Source organism: Planosporangium spinosum (assembly GCF_049999945.1).
Taxonomy (GTDB): domain Bacteria; phylum Actinomycetota; class Actinomycetes; order Mycobacteriales; family Micromonosporaceae; genus Planosporangium; species Planosporangium spinosum.
This window is the reverse complement of sequence record NZ_JBLYUB010000016.1, coordinates 39,669-55,266: the sequence shown is the minus strand read 5'-3', so window position 1 is coordinate 55,266 and position 15,598 is coordinate 39,669. Positions and strand designations below refer to the sequence as shown.

General features: G+C 73.6%; 14 protein-coding genes. 6 read left to right on the top strand and 8 right to left on the bottom strand.

Features of this window, described 5'->3' with window-relative positions; genetic code table 11:
• The first annotated feature begins 3 nt into the window (after positions 1 to 3).
• Positions 4 to 1,005 carry a UDP-glucose 4-epimerase GalE gene (gene galE / locus ACNTMW_RS21030; RefSeq protein ID WP_426635423.1) on the top strand — a complete coding sequence of 334 codons (1,002 nt, stop codon included), beginning with the start codon at positions 4 to 6 and terminating at the stop codon, positions 1,003 to 1,005.
• Between the two features lie 17 nt (positions 1,006 to 1,022).
• Here galE and ACNTMW_RS21025 read toward each other — a convergent pair whose 3' ends face one another.
• Complete coding sequence (locus tag ACNTMW_RS21025; protein WP_426635422.1) at positions 1,023 to 1,454, bottom strand: MarR family winged helix-turn-helix transcriptional regulator; 432 nt, start codon at positions 1,452 to 1,454, stop codon at positions 1,023 to 1,025.
• Between the two features lie 153 nt (positions 1,455 to 1,607).
• On the opposite strand from ACNTMW_RS21025, the gene ACNTMW_RS21020 reads away from it, so the two are divergent.
• Positions 1,608 to 2,270, top strand: coding sequence for an HAD family hydrolase (locus ACNTMW_RS21020; protein WP_426635421.1), 663 nt, complete (start codon positions 1,608 to 1,610; stop codon positions 2,268 to 2,270).
• A 76-nt stretch (positions 2,271 to 2,346) separates the two neighbouring features.
• On the opposite strand, the gene ACNTMW_RS21015 is transcribed toward ACNTMW_RS21020, so the two are convergent.
• On the bottom strand, positions 2,347 to 3,981 hold the full coding sequence (locus tag ACNTMW_RS21015) for a hypothetical protein (RefSeq protein ID WP_426635420.1): 1,635 nt from the start codon (positions 3,979 to 3,981) through the stop codon (positions 2,347 to 2,349).
• Between the two features lie 220 nt (positions 3,982 to 4,201).
• Here ACNTMW_RS21015 and ACNTMW_RS21010 point away from each other — a divergent pair, with 220 nt between their 5' ends.
• Positions 4,202 to 5,143, top strand: coding sequence for a GNAT family N-acetyltransferase (locus ACNTMW_RS21010; RefSeq protein ID WP_426635419.1), 942 nt, complete (start codon positions 4,202 to 4,204; stop codon positions 5,141 to 5,143).
• Positions 5,144 to 5,216: 73 nt separating this feature from the next.
• Here ACNTMW_RS21010 and ppgK read toward each other — a convergent pair whose 3' ends face one another.
• Both ppgK and ACNTMW_RS21000 read right to left on the bottom strand, forming a co-directional pair.
• Positions 5,217 to 6,002 (bottom strand): polyphosphate--glucose phosphotransferase, encoded by a 786-nt coding sequence (gene ppgK, locus ACNTMW_RS21005; RefSeq protein WP_426635418.1) that lies wholly within the window; start codon positions 6,000 to 6,002, stop codon positions 5,217 to 5,219.
• 112 nt (positions 6,003 to 6,114) lie between these two features.
• Entirely contained in the window at positions 6,115 to 7,605 is a 1,491-nt protein-coding gene (locus ACNTMW_RS21000) for a wax ester/triacylglycerol synthase family O-acyltransferase (protein WP_426635417.1), read from the bottom strand.
• A gap of 432 nt (positions 7,606 to 8,037) precedes the next feature.
• Between ACNTMW_RS21000 and ACNTMW_RS20995 the strand changes: the two genes are divergently transcribed.
• Positions 8,038 to 8,841: a (2Fe-2S)-binding protein gene (locus tag ACNTMW_RS20995; RefSeq protein WP_426635416.1), complete on the top strand. Its 804-nt coding sequence runs from the start codon at positions 8,038 to 8,040 to the stop codon at positions 8,839 to 8,841.
• Positions 8,842 to 8,886: 45 nt separating this feature from the next.
• On the opposite strand, the gene ACNTMW_RS20990 is transcribed toward ACNTMW_RS20995, so the two are convergent.
• The gene (locus ACNTMW_RS20990; protein ID WP_426635415.1) at positions 8,887 to 9,861 is read right to left on the bottom strand and encodes a DMT family transporter; all 975 of its coding nucleotides are present in this window, start codon (positions 9,859 to 9,861) and stop codon (positions 8,887 to 8,889) included.
• A 110-nt stretch (positions 9,862 to 9,971) separates the two neighbouring features.
• Positions 9,972 to 10,541: an RBBP9/YdeN family alpha/beta hydrolase gene (locus tag ACNTMW_RS20985; protein WP_426635414.1), complete on the bottom strand. Its 570-nt coding sequence runs from the start codon at positions 10,539 to 10,541 to the stop codon at positions 9,972 to 9,974.
• A 130-nt stretch (positions 10,542 to 10,671) separates the two neighbouring features.
• Here ACNTMW_RS20985 and ACNTMW_RS20980 point away from each other — a divergent pair, with 130 nt between their 5' ends.
• Positions 10,672 to 11,247: an NADPH-dependent FMN reductase gene (locus ACNTMW_RS20980; protein ID WP_426635413.1), complete on the top strand. Its 576-nt coding sequence runs from the start codon at positions 10,672 to 10,674 to the stop codon at positions 11,245 to 11,247.
• Positions 11,248 to 11,300: 53 nt separating this feature from the next.
• Here the strand turns inward: ACNTMW_RS20980 and ACNTMW_RS20975 are convergent, their stop codons facing one another.
• On the bottom strand, positions 11,301 to 12,782 hold the full coding sequence (locus tag ACNTMW_RS20975; RefSeq protein WP_426635412.1) for an MFS transporter: 1,482 nt from the start codon (positions 12,780 to 12,782) through the stop codon (positions 11,301 to 11,303).
• A 139-nt stretch (positions 12,783 to 12,921) separates the two neighbouring features.
• On the opposite strand from ACNTMW_RS20975, the gene ACNTMW_RS20970 reads away from it, so the two are divergent.
• Positions 12,922 to 14,397, top strand: coding sequence for an aminotransferase-like domain-containing protein (locus ACNTMW_RS20970; protein WP_426635411.1), 1,476 nt, complete (start codon positions 12,922 to 12,924; stop codon positions 14,395 to 14,397).
• Positions 14,398 to 14,510: 113 nt separating this feature from the next.
• On the opposite strand, the gene ACNTMW_RS20965 is transcribed toward ACNTMW_RS20970, so the two are convergent.
• A complete protein-coding gene (locus tag ACNTMW_RS20965) occupies positions 14,511 to 15,542 on the bottom strand; it encodes a hypothetical protein (protein ID WP_426635410.1) in 1,032 nt (343 codons plus the stop codon).
• Between the last annotated feature and the right edge of the window lie 56 nt (positions 15,543 to 15,598).

The window sequence follows — 15,598 nt, the reverse complement described above, 5'->3', positions numbered from 1 at the left end:
GCAGTGAAGGTTCTGATCGCGGGCGGCGCCGGCTTCATCGGCAGCACCATCGCCTCCGCCTGCCTGGACGCCGGCCTGACGCCGGTCGTCGTCGACAACCTGAGCACCGGCCGTGCCGAGTTCGTCCGGGACCGGATCTTCTATCACGGCGACATCGCCGACGGACCCCTGATAGACAAGGTCTTCGCCGAGCACCCGGAGATCGCGGCGGTGGTGCACGCCGCCGCGCTGATCGTCGTGCCCGAGTCGGTCGAGCAGCCGCTGCGGTACTACCGCGAGAACGTCGCCAAGTCGATCGACCTGGTCGAGCACGTCGTCCGCAACGGCTGCGGCCGGCTGCTGTTCAGCTCGTCGGCCTCGATCTACCGCCCCGGCGCCGACTTCTCGGTCGACGAGGACTCGCCGCTGGAGCCGCTCAGCCCGTACGCGCGCAGCAAGGCGATCACCGAGACCGTCCTCGCCGACGCCGCCCACGCCCACGACCTGCGGGTCATCTCGCTTCGCTACTTCAACCCGATCGGCGCCGACCCGGCCATGCGGACCGGGCTCCAGGGCCGCTACCCCAGCCACGCGCTCGGCAAGATGATCCTCGCCGCCGAGAACGGTGAGCCGTTCACGCTGACCGGCACCGACTGGCCAACCCGGGACGGCTCCGGCATCCGCGACTACATCCACGTCTGGGACCTCGCCCGGGCGCACGTGCAGGCGCTGCGGCGGTTCGACACGGTACTCCCGGCCGGCGGCGGCAAGCGCTACGAGGTGATCAACGTGGGCTCCGGTACCGGTGTCACGGTGCGTGAACTGCTCGCCGCGTTCGAGGAGGTGCTCGGCCGGCCGGTCGCGATCGTGGAGGCGGGGCGGCGCCCCGGCGACTCGCCCGGCTGCTACGCCCGTACCGGGCGGATCGGTGAGCTGCTGGACTGGCGGCCGACGCTGTCGGTGACCGACGGCATCAGGCACTCGTTGCAGTGGTCGAGCCTGCGGGAGCGGGTGCTGGGCGGGTAGCGGTGGACGCCCGGTCGCTACCGGGAGACGCCCGCCTTCGTCAGGTTGTCGGCCATCCGCTGGAGGAGGGCGACGACCATGTCGTACTCGTCGGGGGTGATGCCCTCGGTCAGCACCTCCCGGATCCGGCACGCCTTTCCGCTGAGCTGCTCGAGCGCCGCATCGCCCTCCAGCGTCAGGATGAAGCGCCCGCCCCGGTCGCGCTCGACCCAGCCGCGCCTGACGACCGCCCGGAGGACCTCGTCCGGGCTGACGTCCAGATCATCCCAGAACGGCCACATCGACTCGATGATCTCCGCTGGATGTGCGGGGTGCGCGCGCAGCAGGTTGAGCACCTGCCAGTGCGCCCCGGACAGCCCGTGCGCGCGCAGCGCGGTAACGAAACAGTCCTCGATCAGGTGGTCGAGGTACCGCAGCCAGTACCCGAACGGCTTGTCCTGCGTACTCATGACGGCTCCGGACGCGCGCACTCCCGGTAGATCTAGTTGATGGACCCGTACCAGAAATTATGAACCGGCCGGGTGGCGCCGCGGCGGCCGGGCATGCGTGATCCGGCGGATGGCACGGCCGGCGCGGGGCGCGGCGGGTGAGAGGATGGGGCCGTGGCGGACGCGGTGATCTTCGACCTCGACGGTGTGCTGATCGACTCCGAACCGGTGTGGGAGCAGGTGCGGCGGGCGTACGTCGCCGAGACGGGTGGCCGGTGGCTGCCCGACACCCAGCAGCGGCTGATGGGTATGAGCACCGCCGAGTGGTCGAGGTACCTGAGCGAGGAACTCGGCGTGGGGCGGCCCCCGGAGGTCGTGGCCACCGAGGTCGTCGACCGGATGGCGGACCGGTACGCCGAGGCGCTGCCGGTGCTGCCCGGCGCCGTCGACGCGGTCCGCCGGATCGGCGAGCGGTGGCCGCTCGGGCTCGCCAGCTCGTCACCCACCCGGCTGATCCGGACCGTCCTGGCCGAGACCGGGCTGGCGGCGTGCTTCGCGGTGGCCATGTCGACCGAGGAGGTCCCGCGCGGCAAGCCGGCACCCGACGTGTACCTGGCGGTGGCCGGCGCGCTGGGGGTCGCGCCCGGGACCTGCGTGGCGATCGAGGACTCCAGCAACGGCCTGCGCGCCGCGCACGCCGCCGGGATGCGGGTCGTCGCCGTGCCGCACCCGGCCTACCCGCCCCAGCCCGACGCGCTCGACCTGGCGGACCTGGTGGTCGACGGGCTGGACGGGCTGACCCCGGAGGCGCTGAGCGGTCCGGCCCGCCAGCCCTGAGGCGACCTGCCCGGCTGTCGGAGAGCCGGACCGGCCCGCCCGCGGTGGGGCAGGCGGGCCGGTGCTGCCGGATCGGTCAGGAGCCCGAGGTCGAGTCCTCGCCGGTGACGAGGACCACCGTGCGGCGGCGGACCGCAAGGTAGAGCCCGAGTCCCAGGGCGAGCAGCGCGACGCCCGCGCCGCCGATCAGCCCGGCGTTCGCGCCGGTGACCGGCAGCCCGCCGCCGGTACCCGGGGTGCCGCCACCGGATCCGCCGCCGGTGCCGCCGGCCGGCGGGTTCAGCGTGATGGCGGCCGTGTTGTTGGCCTGGTTCGGGTCGTCGTTCCCGCCGGCCGCGACGACCGTACCGGTGGCCGTGGCCGCATCGTCGATGGTGACCGTGAACGTGGCGAGTTGGGTGTCGCCGGCGTCGAGGCCGCGGCTGGCGGTGCAGCGGTAGGCCAGACCTTCGGCCTTGCCGTTCTTCGTCCAGTCCGCCTTGCCGTCGGCGATCGGCGCGCAGAACGTACCGCCGGAACTGTGACCGTCGTTGCCGTCCGGGACCGACACGACGGTGACCCCCTGCGGCAGGGTGACGGTGGTCGCCGGCTGCCCGGGCGCGTCCGGCGAGAGACCTTCGCCGTCGAGCCCGCCGTCGAGCCAGGCCGGACCGTTGTTCCTGAGGCCGACCGTGACGGGGACGGTCGCGCCGACCTGGCCGGTCACCGTCGCGCCGACGGCGGAGACGTCGGACGGGTTGGCGGCGGTGGGGATCACGAAGTTGCCCTGGTTGTCGGACCAGTCGGCGTCGCCGAACGCGGCGATCGACGGGGTGGCGGACACCTTCTCGACCTTCAGGGCCGGGCCGTTGCCGGGGGTGCCCAGATCGCCCTGCAGCGGCGAGTCGAACACGTCCAGGCGGTAGTAGGTGAAGGCGAAGTTCTCGCCCGGTGCGTCGGGCTGCACCTTGACCGAGATCGGCGTGTCGGCGCTGACCCGCGCGGTTTCACCCGGCGCGAGGTTGAGTGCGAACTCGCAGTAGCCGTACGAGCCCCACTCGGAGTCGTGGTACCGGCAGTTGCTGAAGTGCTGCGTGAACCGGACGAACGCGCCGTCGCTGATCCAGATCCCGACGTACCGGGCGGCCGCGTCACCGCTGTTGCGGAACGTCGGCTGGTACCCGCGAACCTCACCCGGCCGGGCGCTCGGGGCGGTGAAGCTCTTCGCGACGAGGTCGGCGGCGGAGTCGACGACCTCGATCTCGGAGTCCTCACTGGTGGTCCTGAGACCCTCGCCGGAGACGGTCAGCTTCACGGAAGCCCTGTCGCCGACCTTCGCGCCCTTGGCAACCTTCAGGTTCACCTCCGGCAGGCTCTCCGGGTCGAGCAGCGCGGTCAGGGGTACGTCACAGGTGGTGACCCGGCCCGACACCGAGCAGTGGTCACCCTTGACGGCGACCACGAGCACGTCGGCCGCGGCGGTCGCATCGATCTTCACGGACGCGCGCGCGGGCAGGTCGCCGGTGCAGCAGCCCCACACGTCCACGCGTGCGGTCTTGCCCCGGGTCGACTCGTCGACGCCGATCGCGATGGCCCGGGCGGAGAGGTAGGCAGCGGCGTAGGGCTCGGGGGCGGCGCTGGCCGGGGTGGCCCAGCCGGCCGCGACGATCGTCGCGACAGAGGTGGCCAGCAGGCCCATCCGTCGGGTCCGATTCCTGAGGGTACGGAGCATTGAGGGATGTCTCCTTGATCATGGGGGTCAGCGCACCCTAGCGAAGGCCGATCCCGGGCGCTGCCCCGACTGAGCGCTGACCTGCGGTATCGGTCGTCCGGCACCACGCCTCCACCCGAACGGTGGAGGCGCGGTCCACCCGGCGCCGTCGCCCCGGCCGAGCGGTCGCCATCGAGGTAAATCGGTTTCGCGGCCGGGTACCCGTCGTTAGGGTCGCGACATGCGCGAGCTGACCACGCGGGGATACGAAGCGGCCGACGCCGAGGCGATGGCCGCCCTGGTCAACCTGATCGAAGCGGCGGCCGGAGGGACCGCCGGATTCACTCCGGACTGGGTGGCGTCGATCGTGCGCGGCATGGTCGGTGACCCGGCCACGGACACCCGGCTGGTGCTCTCGCCCGACGGCACGCCGGTGGCCTTCGGCGTCGTGCCGACGCCGCCCGCGGGCGGTTTCCGGCTCGACCTGATGGGCGGCGTGCACCCGGACTGGCGCGGCCGTGGGATCGGCCGGGAGCTGTTCGGCTGGGAGCTGGCCCGGGCCGCGGAGATCCACCGCGCGGTCGCGCCCGACGCCCGCTGGGAGGTCCACGCCGGCGCGCTCGTCACCGACGAGCAGGCCATCCGCCTGTACCGGCGGTTCGGCCTGGAGCCGGTGCGGTACTGGTTTGACATGGTCGCCGCCACCGTCGGGGCGCCGGTGCTGGAGACTCCGCACGGGCTGACCGTCGCGACCTATCGGAGCGCGTACGAGAAGGATCTGTACGGCGCGCACACGGAGGCGTTCGCCGACCACTGGGGGAACCAGCGGCGCGGCTTCCCCGAGTGGTCGGAGTTGACGGTGCGGTCGGAGGACTTCCGGCCCGACCTGTCGGCGCTCGCCTTCGACGGCGACGAGATCGCCGGGTACGTGCTGAGCTACCGGGACGGCGACCCGGCCCGGATCTACATCGGCCAGGTCGGCGTGCGCCGTCCGTGGCGGCGCCGGGGCCTCGCCGGTGCCCTGCTGAGCCGGGTCCTCCGGGCGGCCGCGGCGGACGGCAGGGAGTCCGCGATGCTCGGGGTCGACGCCGACAGCCCCACCGGCGCGGTCGGGGTCTACGCGCGGGTCGGGTTCGTGGTCGACGGCCGCTGGGTGACGTACGCGCTGCCGCTGCCGCGCTGACGGCACGCCGCGGCGGTCGGTGCCGCCCGGCGGGGTGGGGTCGGGACCGTTCGGAGGCGGCCTCGGCGGCGGATCAGGACCGTTCGGACGCGGCCTCGGCCGCGGCGAGCGCGGCGCCGATGATGCCGGCGTTGTTCTTCAGCACCGCCGGCACGACCGGAGTCCGTAGCTCGATGTGCGGCAGGAACCTGTCGGCCTTCTTGCTGACCCCGCCGCCGATGATGATCAGGCCCGGCTGGAACAGCATCTCCACGTGCTGCAGGTACCGCTGCACGCGGTGGGCCCACTGGGGCCAGCTCAGGTCCTCCACGTCGCGGGCCCGGTCGGACGCGCGCAGCTCGGCGTCCACGCCGTGCAGTTCGAGGTGGCCCAGCTCAGTGTTGGGCACGAGCCGGCCGTCGAGGAACAGGGCGCTGCCGATCCCGGTACCGAAGGTCAGCATGATCGTCGTGCCGCGCCGGCCCCGGCCGGCACCGAACCTCATCTCGGCGATGCCCGCCGCGTCGGCGTCGTTGACGACCGTGACCGGCCGGCCGACGGCCTCGGCGAAGAGGTCGGCGGCGGGTGCGTCGAGCCAGCCCTTGTCCACGTTGGCCGCGGTTCTGGTGACGCCGTCGACCACGACGCCGGGGAACGTGATGCCGATGGCGTCGATGCCGGCGCCCCGATCACCGGCCGTCGCGCCGCCCGCGTCGGCGAACTGCCGCGCGACCAGGCCAACCGTGTCGACGACGCCGCGGACGGTGGCGGGCTGGGGGGTCTCCAGCCGGTACCGGTCGGCCGCGAGGTCACCCGCGACGAGGTCCACCGGCGCGCCCTTGATTCCAGAGCCGCCGATGTCGATACCCAGGACGCTCATGTGTCAAGGCTAGTCCGCGCCGACGGCGCCCCGCGAACGAACGTCGATAAGCGCCCCGGCCGGGGGAGCCGGTCCGCCGGCCGGGGCACTCCGTCGGTACGGCTGTCCCCGGTCACACCGCGCCGGTCAGGCCGGCCAGGGCGGCCGGTACCGCGTCGGCGAGCCGGTGCAGGTCGGGCAGGGCCTGCCGGTCGGCGTGCAGCCCGACGTGGACGCGGCCCTGGTAGGCCGAGAGCGCGATCCCGAGGGCCTGGCCGCGGGCCAGCGGAGCGATCGGGTACACCTCCTGCAGGTACGCGCCGGCCAGCGTGAACGGCCGCGACGGGATGGGCACGTTCGTGATCATCGTGTCGAACAGCAGCGGGGCGCCGTGCCGGGCCAGCGGCCCGGCGACCCGGTGCAGCACGGCGGGCAGGCGGTCGGCGAGCACCGGGAGCGCGCCCGGTCCGCTGGCGAACCCGGCGGCCTTGTGGCGGTCCATGGCCGCCCGGATCTGCCGCAGCCTGGCGGGCGCGTCACCCTCCCGCACCGGAAGATCGCACAGGTACCCGGACAGCACGTTGCCGCGGCGCGGGCCGTCGGGCCGGCTGCGCCGGCTGACCGGGATGAACGCCCGTACGTTGAGGCTGTCGGCCTGGTGGCCCTGGTCGGCCAGCCAGTCGCGCAGCGCGCCGGCGACCACCGCGAGCAGGACGTCGTTGTCGGTGCCGCCGTACCGCCTGCGGACCTGACGCACGGTGCCGACGTCCAGCCGCAGCAGGGCCAGCCGGCGGTCGGTGGAGGTCACATCCTCGGTGGTCGAGCGTACGGCGGTGTGATCGGGGATCGCGGGGGCCGCGGCCCGGCCGTTGGCCGACCCACCGCCCGGCCCCAGACCGCCGGGCGCGGCGTCGAGCATCGGTGACAAGAGGGCGCCGAGCCGGGCGGAGGCCACGATGGACGACGCGATCCCGACCGTACCCGCGGTCTGCGCGATCGCGTGCGGCAGACCCAGCGCCGTGCGGGCCAGGCCGGCCAGCAGCCGGTCCGGTCGCCGGGCCGCCGCGACGGTTGTCCGTACGGCGCCCCACAGCGGCCACGGGCCGGCCGCGGTACGGTCCGCCCGGGTGGCGGCCGGAGCGGGCCGGGCGTCACCGTACCCGTCCAGCAGGCCGACGCTCAGCTCCACCGCGCGCAGCCCGTCGGCCATCGCGTGGTGCAGCTTGACCAGGACGGCGAAGCGCCCACCGCCGAGTCCCCGGACGACGTGCAGTTGCCACAGCGGGTGGCGCAGGTCGAGCGGCTCGGCCATCAGCTCCGCGGCCAGCGTCGCCAGTGTGGACCGCCCGCCGCGGGGGAGTTGGTGGAGGTGGAGATGGCGGGACAGGTCGAACGACCGGTCCTCTTCCCACACCGCCGCGCCCGGCGGCAACAGCGTCGGCCGGACCCGCTGGCGCAGATGGGGCAGCCGGGCGATGCGGTCGCCGAGGATCGTGCGCAGGCGCGCCGAGGGGATCCGCCGCGGCGACTGGAACACTGCAAGCGCTCCCAGGTGCATCGGCGCGCGCGGGGACTCCAGGCACAGGAAGGCGGTGTCGAGCGCGCTCAGTCTGTCACGATCCATCGGTGGCCTGTCCCATCGCGCCTCGCTCCTCCACATGGTCCGCTGGTCCGGCGATCGGTCGCCGGCCCGTCGCGTAGTCCGTTCGGACGGTTGCCGTCCTCATCGGGCGGCGCCGCCCCGAACGCTCATGCCGCGCGGTACCCGTCCGGTCGCGCCGCGCCGTACCCGTCCTCATCGCACGGCGCCGAGCCGTCCTGTCGCGTAGCGCCACGATCTCCGTATTGGGCACAGATAAACCTGTATGTAGGAACGTCGAAGGCATTAGCGTCGGCCGTCATCGGCAGTTGTGCGGATGGTGTACCACCGGTTTCCGGCGTACCGGGGCTGAGCTGGCAGAACGGGCGGGCACCCGGGCGGGCGTACCGGCGCGGTCCACTTCGCCCCGGAAGGTCGCCGCGCCGCCGGCGGACCGTGCCGGCTACTGTTCGCGGCATGTCCGCCGGTGACCTCCCGCCGTCCGCCGCCGGCGGTGCCGTGCCGCCGGCCGCCGGTGACCGGCTGAAATCCGTCGCGGCCGGCGACGTCGCCGCGGCGGTGCGGCGCGCGGCGGGGACCAACCCGCTGCTGGCGATCGGCCTCGACCGGGATGCCGGGGCGCCGGCCAGCGGGTTGCGCGCCGCCGGTGCCGGGGTCGACGACGTCGCCGCGGACCTCGTCGACCGGGTGGCCGCCCGGCTGGGTACCGGGGAACGCCGGGTCGCCGCGTCCATGGTGGTGCTGGGCTACGCGGCCCGTCTGGTCGGCCCGGCCGTGGCGGCGCTGCTGCGCGAGGACCTGCTGCTCGACCTGCGTCCGGAGAACGTCCGCTTCGCCTACGACCCGCCGGGCGGATTCACCGTCGTACTCGTACGGTGGGCGGGCTGGCGCGGTGACCGGTCGGCGCTGCGCCGCCGTTGGTGCGAGACGGTCGTCGACGACCACCTCGGGCTCCTGGTCAACGCGGTCCGCGCCCGGGTACCCGTCGCGGCCCCGCTGCTGTGGGGCAACGTCGCCTCCGGGCTGGCCGGTGCGCTGCGCGCGGTCGCGTCCGGCGGGACGGTCGCGCACAGCGCCACGCCGGCACGCTGCTACGCCGACGGCCGGTACCTGCTCAACCACGGTCCGCTGCGGGGCAGCGGCGATCTCACCCTCGACGACGGTCAGTTGCGCTTCGTACGCCGCAGTTGCTGTCTGTACTACCGGCTCGACGGCGGTGGCATGTGCGGCGACTGCGTGCTGCTGCACCGCCGCCGGTAGCCCACCGACCGGCCGGCGATCCCGGCCGGTGGTCCCGGCCCGCGGTTACCGCACGGCCGCGGTCGCCGGCTCCCGCGCGGCCCGCCGTTCGCGCGACCGGCTTCCGGGCAGCCGCACCATCCCCTGCGACACCGCCACCCCGGCGAGTACGAGGAGGGCGCCGGTCGGCTGGTACCAGTGGATGTGCTCGTCCAACGCGAGCACCCCGATGAGGGTGGAGACGATCGGCATCAGGTAGGTCACCGACGTCGAGGTGGTGGCCCCGGCGAACCGGATGACCCGGAAGTTGAGCACGAACGCCAGGCCGGTACCGAGCGCGCCGAGCGCCAGCACGCTGGCGACGACGTCGCCGGACAGGGCGGTCGGTGCCGGCGGCGCACCGGCGACCAGCGGCGCGACGACCAGCAGCATCGCGGTCGCGGTGATGAGCTGACCGGCGGGGACGGCCAGGCCGGAGCCGGCCAGCCCGCTCAGGAAGCGCCGCTGGTAGGGGATCGCGAAGCCGTAGCAGGCCGCCGCGCCCAGGCACATCAGCTGCCCGGTGAGCTGGACGCCGCCGATGCCGTGCCAGACGCCGAGAACGACGAGTACGCCCGCGAAGCCGATTCCGAAGCCGGCGATCCGCCGGGCCGTCAGGCGTTCGGTACGGAAGGCCAGGGTCGCCACCGGCAGGGCCACCAGCGGCGTGGTGGCGTTCCAGATACCGGCGAGCACCGACGACACGCGCTGCTCGCCGTACCCGAACAGGGTGAACGGGATGACCACGCCGACCGCGCCGACGACGACCAGGTGGCCCCACACGCGTGGGTCCCGAGGCAGCCGGGTACGGGTGACCAGGACCAGTGCGACCACGGTGAGCGCGCCGGCCACGACCCGGCCGAGCGTGACGTACAGCGGGTGCAGTTCGCGGACGCCGACCTTGATGAACAGGAAGCTGGAGCCCCAGATGAGAGCGAGCAGAAGGTAACCGGGTAGCCAGGAACCGAGGCCAGGTCGGTCAGGAGTGGATGCGGTGTTCACCCCTGACAGCCTGCCGTAGCGGTACGGCGCTGTCGCGCGACTTTCGGACATGCGGGTGCCACATTCCGCCAACCCGGCCCGTCGATCCGGCCGGCCGGGCGGCGACGTCCTCAGTCCAGCAGGGCGGTCAGCAGTTCGGGGAACCGCGGGCCGCCCAGGTCGTGCGCGCAGAAGTGCCCGTACCGGTGGAACTCCCGGTAGTCGGTGCCGGTCACGGTGTCCCGGATGAGGTGGGCGCTGCGCTGGACCCCGTCGGAGTCGTCATCGGAGTTGAATACGACCAGACCGTCGGTGCGGGGGGCGAGGTCGGGGTCGATGGTGAACGCGAAGAAGTCCGGTGCCCGCCCGCGGTCGGGGTCGAGCCACGGCGCGACCAGTACGACCCGGCCCACCCGGGTCGCGGGGTGCTCGCTGAGCCAGCGCACCAGGAAGCCACCGCCGCAGCTGTGCCCGACGAGCAGCGTCTCCGGTGTGATGTCGTACCGCTCGAACTCCCGACGCCACGTCGGGTAGTCCGGGGCGAACGCCGCCGGCATCTCCGGCCGGTACGCCGGGATGTCGCGGACGAGCAGTTGCTTGGCCAGCCATGGCAGCCAGTGGTGGCTGCTGGCCGTCGGGAGGTCGGGGTCGTAGTACTCCTCCCGACTGGGCATGCCGTGGACGATGACCGCGTTCCGCATCGACGAATTATCGCGGCGGAACGCTGGATCATCACGCGGCGGGCCGATGGCCCGGCGGCCAACTTCGCAGACGGGACGACGGGTGCGTTACGGTACAAAGCACACGATCAGTTGCACCAAGGAGTGTGTGTTGCCCACGCTGCAGATCATCATCACCAGTACCCGTACCGGTCGCGTCGGGCTGCCGGTCGGTCAGTGGTTCGCCGAGCGGGCCCGTGAACACGGCGGGTTCGACGTGGAGGTCCTCGACCTGGCCGAGATCAACCTGCCGTTCATGGACGAGCCGCAGCACCCCCGGCTGCGGCAGTACACCCACCAGCACACGAAGGACTGGAGCGCGACCATCGACTCCGGTGACGCCTACGTGTTCGTGATGCCCGAGTACAACTACGGAATCAACGCGCCGATGAAGAACGCGCTCGACTACCTCCACCAGGAGTGGCAGCACAAGCCGGTCGGGTTCGTCAGCTACGGCGGGGTGTCGGCGGGTACCCGTGCGGTGCAGATGGCCAAGCAGATCGTGACCACCCTGAAGATGGTGCCGATGACCGAGGCGGTGTCCATCCCGTTCGTGACCCAGTTCCTCGACTCCGACCAGCGGGTCAAGCCCAACGAGATGATGGACGCCTCGGCCGGAGCGCTGCTCGACGAGCTGGTGCGCTACGCGGAGGTGCTGGCGCCGCTGCGGGTACGGGCCGACGGCTGACGGCCCGTACCCGAGACGGGCGCTGACGTCCCGCGCCCGCGACGCTAGGCGGCTCAGCCGGCATGCGCCGGTGCCGGCTCGGCGACCGGCGCGTCAACGGCGGCTGGTGCGTCGACGGCGGCTGGTGCGTCGACAGCCGGCGCGGGCATGCTGCGCAGGCGGCGGACCGCCGACAACAGGACGGCGAGCACGGCGAACGGGACCGTGGCAGCGGCGACGGTGACGGTCGTGTGCAGGTCGGTGGCCGCGGCGAGCAGGCCGCCGGCGCCCGCGCCGAGCGGCATCGTGCCCCAGATGAGGAACCGGTTGGTGGCGTTCATGCGGGCCAGCATCGGCCCGGGCGTGGTGGTCTGGCGCAGGCTGACCGCGTCGACGTTCCAGATGCCCTGACCGGCTGCGGCGATCATGAATCCGGCGATCAGCCACGGCATCGGGTAGCCGGACGGGGCGAGCGCGGCGAGCAGGTACGCGCCGTGCAGCGCGACCCCCAGCGCGATCGTCGGGCCGAGCCCGAGCCGCCGGTTGAGCCACGGTACGAGCAACGATCCGGCCAGATAGCCGAGGTTGGCCACGCCGAGGACGACGCCGACGGCCGCGGCGGACAGGTGCAGGTCGCGCACGGCGTACGTGATGAAGACCGCCAACAGGGCCTGGGTCCAGAAGTTCATCCACGCCGCGCTCATCGCCAGCGGCCGGATGTAGCGGTGGGCGAGGCAGAACCGGATACCGGCGCGGATCTGGGCCAGGAGCGGTTCCCGTGCGCCGGCGGGGGCCTGTGCCGGCAGTTTCGGCAGGCGCCGCAGGAACAGCGCCGACAGCAGGTAGCTGGCCGCGTCCACGACGAGCGCGACCGGTGCGGTGACCGCCTGGACCAGGGCTCCGCCGAGGGCCGGGCCGCCGGTCTCGGCGACCGCCCGGGTGGACTCCAGCCTGACGTTGGCGGCGGCGATGCGCTCGGGGCGTACCAGTGCGGGCAGCGCCGACAGCGAGGCGACGTCGAAGGGGACGCTCAGGGCCCCGACCGCCGCGGCCACCAGGTACAGGTGGACCAGCGTGAGGGCGTGTGCGGCGTACGCCAGCGGGACACTGGCCAGCAGCGCGGCGCGGGCCAGGTCGGTGGCGACCATGAGCCGGCGGGCCGGAAACCGGTCGACGATGGCGCCGGCCGGCAGGCCCAGCACCAGGAACGGCGCGGTCCCGACCGCCGCGAGCACCGCCACCTGGCCGGCTGAGGCGTGCAGCACCGTCAGCGCGGTCAGCGGCAGCGCCAGGGTCGTCACCTGCGTACCGAGCAGGCTCACCCCGACCGATCCCCACAGCCGACGCAGGTTGCGCCGCTCCGCCGGGAGCGGATCGGCGGGGGTGGATGGATCGGCCACGGCGATCGGTTCGGCGGGGGCGGATGGGTCGGTCGCGGCGATCGGTTCGGCGGGGGTGGGCGGATCGGCTACGGCGATCGGTTCGGCGGGGGTGGATGGGTCGGTCGCGGCGATCGGTTCGGCCGCGGCGCGACCGCTCAGGTCTTCCGTCTGCATGCATGCCTCCTCGGAGCGTCGACCCGGCGTCGACCGGCCACACCCGACCCGTCGCGGTCAATTGACACCATAGATTTTTTATTGCATGGTGTCAATTGTGAGTACGGTGCAGTCAATTCGGCGTGAGAGGATCCGATCCATGGCGCATTCGGATCCCGCCGACCCGGGTACCCGGCGGTCGCCCGAGACCCAGCGGGAGGCCGCGACCGGCCGGGACAGGCGGCCGCCCGCGACCGGCCGGGACACCTGGCGGCCGCGTTCGCTCGCCGGCGACCGCCCGGCCTACCAGGCGATCGCCGACGCCATCGCCGCCGACCTCGCCCATGGCCGGCTCGCACCCGGTGATCGGCTGCCCACCCACCGCGCGCTGGCCCGCGCGCTCGGCGTCACCGTCGGCACTGTCGCCCGCGGGTACACCGAGGCGGAGCGGCGCGGCCTCGTGGGCGGGGAGGTGGGCCGGGGGACGTTCGTCCGCTCCGGGTTCGGCGTCGGCCCGGCCGAGGCCGGAGACCTGGTGGACCTGGCCGCTCTGCACCCACCGGCTCACCGGATTGACACCCTCGGGTTGCTCGCGGAGACGCTCAAAGCAATCGCCGCCGACCCGGCCGCGCTCCGGACCGTGGTCGACACCGACCGCGGGGACGACGCTCCGGCACACCGCCGGGCGGGCGCCGCCTGGCTGGCGTACGGCGGGTTCCGGCCCGGCGCCGACCAGGTCACGCTCACCGCAGGCGCCCAGCACGCCCTCACCGCCGCCGTGAGTGCACTGGTCGAGCCCGGTACGGCCGTCGCCACCACCGTGCTGACCAACCCGGGGCTGCTCGCGGCGGCCCGCCAGTGCCGGCTGCCGGTCGTGGCGGTGCCGTCGGACGACGCCGGGATGGTGCCGGAGGCCCTGGCCGAGGTGTGCCGTGACGGCGCCGTCTCGCTGGTGCACCTCCAGCCGACCCTGGACAACCCGACCGGCCGGGTGATGCCGGCCGCCCGCCGCGCCGCGCTGGCCGAGGTGTGCGCCCGCGCCGGGGTGTGGGTGGTCGAGGACGACCCGCTGGCCGTCCTGGCCCCCGACCGCCCCGACCCGGTCGCGGCGCTGCTGCCGGCGCGTACCTGCCACGTAGCGAGCGCCGCCAAGGTGCTCAGCCTGGGACTGCGGGTCGGGGTGCTCACCACCCCGCCGGCGGCACGGGCCAGGGTCGTCGCGGCGGTCCGCGCCACCGCCTGGCTGGCCGCCCCGCTGCTCGGGGAGGTGTTCGCGCGCTGGGTCACCGACGGTACCGCCGCCCGGGTGGTGGCCGCCCGGGTCACCGCGTCCACCGCGCGCCACGCGCTGGCGGCCGACCTGCTCTCCCCGTACGCGGTGCCGGCCGCCCCCGGCGCGCCGCACCTGTGGCTGGCGCCGCCCGAACCGTGGACGGCCGGCCAGCTGGTCGCCGCGGCCCGCCAGGCCGGGGTGCTGCTCTCGCCCGGCGACGACTACGCGGCCAGCCGGGCCACACCGGTACACGGGGTGCGCCTCGGGCTCAACGCCGAGGTCGACGACGACCGGCTGCGCGCGGCGCTGCTCGCCGTCGTGGCGCTCCTCGCCGCCGGCCCGCTCCCCGCCGGCCTGAGCTGAGCCGCGCTTCCGCCACCCGCCACCCGCCACCCGCCGGCCTGAACCGAGCCGTAGCGTGACCGCGCAGCCGTAGCGTCACCGCGCAGCCGTAGCGTCACCGCGCAGCCGTAGCGTCACCGCGCAGCCATAGCCGCAGCCGTAGCCGCGGTCGGTAGCGGGCCGGTCGGGCCGCGGTGCCGCAGCCGTACCGAGAGCAGGAACGCCACCAGGGTTCCGACCAGCCACAGGCTCTCCACCAGGAACGGCTCCGGATGCTGGGCGTGGCGGAAGTACGCGGCGGTGTGGAGGATGCGGACGGCCGCGCCGGTCGGCAGGTACCGGCCGACGAAGGCGTACACCGCCGGCAGCAGCGGCGCCGCCACGGCGCCTCCCGACGAGGCGTTGCCGAAGGCGATGAACATCAGCCAGGTCGGGATGATCGCCCAGCGGCCGAACAGGACGATCATCGTCGAGTTGAACAGCGCGGCCACGACTATCTGCGCGGCTACTGCCGCCCACAACTCCGGGAACGACCCGGCGAGCGCGTGCAGCAGCGGACCGGTGACGACGGTGAGCGCGAGACCGCCGACGGCGCCGAGGACCGCGATGGACGCGAGCCAGGCGCGTACCGACAGCCCGGGCGCGTGTTGGCGGAGCTGGAACATCACGACGAACCCGAGCACCGTGGCCGCGATGGTGACGTAGAACGAGACCAGGCCCTGTGGGTCGGTGGGCGGCAGCGGGTGTACGTCGACGACCCGCAGCGGCGGCGCCGAGCCCGGCGCCAGTTGCGCGTTCACCCGCTCGGTAGCCCGGTCGAGTGCCAGTGCGACCGAGGCACCGGACGCGCTGGAGACCAGCAGTTGCGCGCGGTCCGGGCCGAGGACGAGCACGGCGAAGACCGTCTGCCGGTCGAGCGCGGCTTTCGCGGCCGCGACGCTCGGGTACGGGCGGAGGTGGAGCGCGCCATCGGTCGCCTCCTGGAGGGTGTCGACCAGGACGGGCCGGTGCGCCGGGTCACCGACGACCGCGGTCGGTATGTCGTGCGGCACCGGTCGGCCGAGCGCGAGGCTGTACGAGGCGACGAACATCGACGCCATCACCGTGCCGATCAGTATGACGACGAGCGCACTGCGGTAGGCCGCGCGGGCGGATTGCCCGGTCACCAGGGGCGCATGCCCGGGTCGGATCCGAACATGCGCCGGCGAAGATCGCGAAGTGG

Excerpts from the sequence above, each read along its gene's own strand:
- ACNTMW_RS21025 (WP_426635422.1), bottom strand. The coding sequence starts at position 1,454 with ATGAGTACGCAGGACAAGCCGTTCGGGTACTGGCTGCGGTACCTCGAC.
- ACNTMW_RS20985 (WP_426635414.1), bottom strand. The coding sequence starts at position 10,541 with ATGCGGAACGCGGTCATCGTCCACGGCATGCCCAGTCGGGAGGAGTAC.
- ppgK (WP_426635418.1), bottom strand. The coding sequence starts at position 6,002 with ATGAGCGTCCTGGGTATCGACATCGGCGGCTCTGGAATCAAGGGCGCG.
- ACNTMW_RS20995 (WP_426635416.1), top strand. The coding sequence starts at position 8,038 with ATGTCCGCCGGTGACCTCCCGCCGTCCGCCGCCGGCGGTGCCGTGCCG.
- ACNTMW_RS21000 (WP_426635417.1), bottom strand. The coding sequence starts at position 7,605 with ATGGATCGTGACAGACTGAGCGCGCTCGACACCGCCTTCCTGTGCCTG.
- ACNTMW_RS21010 (WP_426635419.1), top strand. The coding sequence starts at position 4,202 with ATGCGCGAGCTGACCACGCGGGGATACGAAGCGGCCGACGCCGAGGCG.
- ACNTMW_RS20970 (WP_426635411.1), top strand. The coding sequence starts at position 12,922 with ATGGCGCATTCGGATCCCGCCGACCCGGGTACCCGGCGGTCGCCCGAG.
- ACNTMW_RS20975 (WP_426635412.1), bottom strand. The coding sequence starts at position 12,782 with ATGCAGACGGAAGACCTGAGCGGTCGCGCCGCGGCCGAACCGATCGCC.
- ACNTMW_RS21015 (WP_426635420.1), bottom strand. The coding sequence starts at position 3,981 with ATGCTCCGTACCCTCAGGAATCGGACCCGACGGATGGGCCTGCTGGCC.